Origin of the sequence: Buttiauxella izardii, from assembly GCF_003601925.1 — a bacterium.
GTDB classification, from domain to species: domain Bacteria; phylum Pseudomonadota; class Gammaproteobacteria; order Enterobacterales; family Enterobacteriaceae; genus Buttiauxella; species Buttiauxella izardii.
Genome location: NZ_QZWH01000019.1, coordinates 1 through 5322, shown reverse-complemented (window position 1 = coordinate 5322; position 5322 = coordinate 1). Strand labels below are relative to the sequence as shown.

The 5322-nt window shown below is 51.7% G+C and carries 1 tRNA gene and 2 rRNA genes; all 3 read right to left on the bottom strand.

Going from position 1 to position 5322, the window contains the following annotated elements:
- Positions 1 to 163: 163 nt before the first annotated feature.
- A 23S ribosomal RNA gene (locus D6029_RS10140) occupies positions 164 to 3072 on the bottom strand.
- A gap of 216 nt (positions 3073 to 3288) precedes the next feature.
- Positions 3289 to 3364: transfer RNA gene (locus D6029_RS10135), tRNA-Glu, on the bottom strand.
- An 89-nt stretch (positions 3365 to 3453) separates the two neighbouring features.
- A 16S ribosomal RNA gene (locus D6029_RS10130) occupies positions 3454 to 4993 on the bottom strand.
- Together the 16S and 23S rRNA genes with 1 tRNA gene alongside form the textbook arrangement of a ribosomal RNA operon.
- Positions 4994 to 5322 lie beyond the last annotated feature (329 nt).

Below are 5322 nucleotides of genomic sequence, written 5' to 3'. Positions count from 1 at the left end.
TCTGAGTTCGGCATGGGGTCAGGTGGGACCACCGCGCTAGTGCCGCCAGGCATATTCTGTTTCATCAACCGTCACAGTCTTATCTGTAACCATTAACTTAAAATCTCGGTTCAAGCTGAAAATCAAAATCTTAGTCTCTCAACCAAAACACCTTCGGTGTTGTAAGGTTAAGCCTCACGGTTCATTAGTACTGGTTAGCTCAACGTATCGCTACGCTTACACACCCAGCCTATCAACGTCGTAGTCTTCAACGTTCCTTCAGGACTCTCAAGGAGTCAGGGAGAACTCATCTCGGGGCAAGTTTCGCGCTTAGATGCTTTCAGCGCTTATCTTTTCCGCATTTAGCTACCGGGCAATGCCATTGGCATGACAACCCGAACACCAGTGATGCGTCCACTCCGGTCCTCTCGTACTAGGAGCAGCCCCCCTCAATTCTCCAGCGCCCACGGCAGATAGGGACCGAACTGTCTCACGACGTTCTAAACCCAGCTCGCGTACCACTTTAAATGGCGAACAGCCATACCCTTGGGACCTACTTCAGCCCCAGGATGTGATGAGCCGACATCGAGGTGCCAAACACCGCCGTCGATATGAACTCTTGGGCGGTATCAGCCTGTTATCCCCGGAGTACCTTTTATCCGTTGAGCGATGGCCCTTCCATTCAGAACCACCGGATCACTAAGACCTGCTTTCGCACCTGCTCGAGCCGTCACTCTCGCAGTCAAGCTAGCTTATGCCTTTGCACTAACCTCACGATGTCCGACCGTGATTAGCTAACCTTCGTGCTCCTCCGTTACGCTTTAGGAGGAGACCGCCCCAGTCAAACTACCCACCAGACACTGTCCGCAACCCGGATTACGGGTCTACGTTAGAACATCAAACATTAAAGGGTGGTATTTCAAGGTTGGCTCCACGCAGACTGGCGTCCACGCTTCAAAGCCTCCCACCTATCCTACACATCAAGGCTCAATGTTCAGTGTCAAGCTATAGTAAAGGTTCACGGGGTCTTTCCGTCTTGCCGCGGGTACACTGCATCTTCACAGCGATTTCAATTTCACTGAGTCTCGGGTGGAGACAGCCTGGCCATCATTACGCCATTCGTGCAGGTCGGAACTTACCCGACAAGGAATTTCGCTACCTTAGGACCGTTATAGTTACGGCCGCCGTTTACCGGGGCTTCGATCAAGAGCTTCTCCTTGCGGATAACCCCATCAATTAACCTTCCGGCACCGGGCAGGCGTCACACCGTATACGTCCACTTTCGTGTTTGCACAGTGCTGTGTTTTTAATAAACAGTTGCAGCCAGCTGGTATCTTCGACTGCCTTCAGCTCCATCCGCGAGGGACTTCACCTACCGACAGCGTGCCTTCTCCCGAAGTTACGGCACCATTTTGCCTAGTTCCTTCACCCGAGTTCTCTCAAGCGCCTTGGTATTCTCTACCTGACCACCTGTGTCGGTTTGGGGTACGATTTAATGTTACCTGATGCTTAGAGGCTTTTCCTGGAAGTGCGGCATTTGTTACTTCAGCACCGTAGTGCCTCGTCATCACACCTCAGCGTTAGATAAGAGTCCGGATTTACCTAAACTCTCCGCCTACATGCTTAAACCGGGACAACCGTCGCCCGGCTAACATAGCCCTCTCCGTCCCCCCTTCGCAGTAACACCAAGTACAGGAATATTAACCTGTTTCCCATCGACTACGCCTTTCGGCCTCGCCTTAGGGGTCGACTCACCCTGCCCCGATTAACGTTGGACAGGAACCCTTGGTCTTCCGGCGAGCGGGTTTTTCACCCGCTTTATCGTTACTTATGTCAGCATTCGCACTTCTGATACCTCCACCAGACCTCACAGTCCAGCTTCAACGGCTTACAGAACGCTCCCCTACCCAACAACGCATAAGCGTCGCTGCCGCAGCTTCGGTGCATGGTTTAGCCCCGTTACATCTTCCGCGCAGGCCGACTCGACCAGTGAGCTATTACGCTTTCTTTAAATGATGGCTGCTTCTAAGCCAACATCCTGGCTGTCTGTGCCTTCCCACATCGTTTCCCACTTAACCATGACTTTGGGACCTTAGCTGGCGGTCTGGGTTGTTTCCCTCTTCACGACGGACGTTAGCACCCGCCGTGTGTCTCCCGTGATAACATTCTTCGGTATTCGGAGTTTGCATCGGGTTGGTAAGCCGGGATGGCCCCCTAGCCGAAACAGTGCTCTACCCCCGAAGATGAGTTCACGAGGCGCTACCTAAATAGCTTTCGGGGAGAACCAGCTATCTCCCGGTTTGATTGGCCTTTCACCCCCAGCCACAAGTCATCCGCTAATTTTTCAACATTAGTCGGTTCGGTCCTCCAGTTAGTGTTACCCAACCTTCAACCTGCCCATGGCTAGATCACCGGGTTTCGGGTCTATACCCTGCAACTTAACGCCCAGTTAAGACTCGGTTTCCCTGCGGCTCCCCTATACGGTTAACCTTGCTACAGAATATAAGTCGCTGACCCATTATACAAAAGGTACGCAGTCACCCCATAAAAGAGGCTCCCACTGCTTGTACGTACACGGTTTCAGGTTCTGTTTCACTCCCCTCGCCGGGGTTCTTTTCGCCTTTCCCTCACGGTACTGGTTCACTATCGGTCAGTCAGGAGTATTTAGCCTTGGAGGATGGTCCCCCCATATTCAGACAGGATACCACGTGTCCCGCCCTACTCTTCGAGTTCACAGTATGTGTATTTTTGTGTACGGGAGTATCACCCTGTACCCTGCGACTTTCCAGACGCTTCCACTAATACACAAACTGATTCAGACTCTGGGCTGCTCCCCGTTCGCTCGCCGCTACTGGGGGAATCTCGGTTGATTTCTTTTCCTCGGGGTACTTAGATGTTTCAGTTCCCCCGGTTCGCTTCGTTAAGCTATGTATTCACTTAACGATAGTGCAACGAATTGCACTGGGTTTCCCCATTCGGAAATCGTCGGTTATAACGGTTCATATCACCTTACCGACGCTTATCGCAGATTAGCACGTCCTTCATCGCCTCTGACTGCCAGGGCATCCACCGTGTACGCTTAGTCGCTTAACCTCACAACCCGAAGATGTCTCGTAAGACGCCATCGTGATTGCGAAAATTTGAGAGACTCGAACACACCTAACTTCCTTTCTTATTACGGAGAAAGGAAACAGTGTGTCGTTTCAATTTTCAGCTTGTTCCGGATTTTTAAAGAGCAATATCTCAAACGTGACTCGAAAGTCAGTTTTGAAATATTCGGTGATAATGTCTTTCACACATTATCGGAGATGGCGTCCCCAAGGGGATTCGAACCCCTGTTACAGCCGTGAAAGGGCAGTGTCCTAGGCCTCTAGACGATGGGGACACGAATAATCCTGATAACAGGATATCGCTTGCTCATTTACTATCATCAGACAATCTGTGTGAGCACTACGCAAGTTCGTATCTTTCAGGTAAGGAGGTGATCCAACCGCAGGTTCCCCTACGGTTACCTTGTTACGACTTCACCCCAGTCATGAATCACAAAGTGGTAAGCGCCCTCCCGAAGGTTAAGCTACCTACTTCTTTTGCAACCCACTCCCATGGTGTGACGGGCGGTGTGTACAAGGCCCGGGAACGTATTCACCGTAGCATTCTGATCTACGATTACTAGCGATTCCGACTTCACGGAGTCGAGTTGCAGACTCCGATCCGGACTACGACGCACTTTATGAGGTCCGCTTGCTCTCGCGAGGTCGCTTCTCTTTGTATGCGCCATTGTAGCACGTGTGTAGCCCTACTCGTAAGGGCCATGATGACTTGACGTCATCCCCACCTTCCTCCAGTTTATCACTGGCAGTCTCCTTTGAGTTCCCGGCCGAACCGCTGGCAACAAAGGATAAGGGTTGCGCTCGTTGCGGGACTTAACCCAACATTTCACAACACGAGCTGACGACAGCCATGCAGCACCTGTCTCACGGTTCCCGAAGGCACTAAGGCATCTCTGCCAAATTCCGTGGATGTCAAGAGTAGGTAAGGTTCTTCGCGTTGCATCGAATTAAACCACATGCTCCACCGCTTGTGCGGGCCCCCGTCAATTCATTTGAGTTTTAACCTTGCGGCCGTACTCCCCAGGCGGTCGACTTAACGCGTTAGCTCCGGAAGCCACTCCTCAAGGGAACAACCTCCAAGTCGACATCGTTTACGGCGTGGACTACCAGGGTATCTAATCCTGTTTGCTCCCCACGCTTTCGCACCTGAGCGTCAGTCTTTGTCCAGGGGGCCGCCTTCGCCACCGGTATTCCTCCAGATCTCTACGCATTTCACCGCTACACCTGGAATTCTACCCCCCTCTACAAGACTCTAGCCTGCCAGTTTCGAATGCAGTTCCCAGGTTGAGCCCGGGGATTTCACATCCGACTTGACAGACCGCCTGCGTGCGCTTTACGCCCAGTAATTCCGATTAACGCTTGCACCCTCCGTATTACCGCGGCTGCTGGCACGGAGTTAGCCGGTGCTTCTTCTGCGAGTAACGTCAATCACTGTGGTTATTAACCACAATGCCTTCCTCCTCGCTGAAAGTACTTTACAACCCGAAGGCCTTCTTCATACACGCGGCATGGCTGCATCAGGCTTGCGCCCATTGTGCAATATTCCCCACTGCTGCCTCCCGTAGGAGTCTGGACCGTGTCTCAGTTCCAGTGTGGCTGGTCATCCTCTCAGACCAGCTAGGGATCGTCGCCTAGGTGAGCCATTACCCCACCTACTAGCTAATCCCATCTGGGCACATCTGATGGCAAGAGGCCCGAAGGTCCCCCTCTTTGGTCCGAAGACGTTATGCGGTATTAGCTACCGTTTCCAGTAGTTATCCCCCTCCATCAGGCAGTTTCCCAGACATTACTCACCCGTCCGCCGCTCGTCACCCAGGAGCAAGCTCCCTGTGCTACCGCTCGACTTGCATGTGTTAGGCCTGCCGCCAGCGTTCAATCTGAGCCATGATCAAACTCTTCAATTAAAAGCTTGATTTGCTTCAACTCGTGAAGCGGTGCTCAAAAATTAACTTTCGTAATAATTCAACTAAATGAATTACTGCTTGGTCACTCTTCAAGACTTGATATTTTTTTGATACCCGAAGGTATCTGAGATATCAATCCTGCGAGTGCCCACACAGATTGTCTGATAAATTGTTAAAGAGCAGTGAGTTACGCGCTTTCGCTTGCTAACTCGAGGTGGCGTATATTACGCTTTCCTCTTTCAGAGTCAACCCTTAATTTCAGGATATTTGACTCTCATCGCCGCCGTTACTCTGTGATGTTGTTCACATGTTCCGTGTCGATGGAGGCG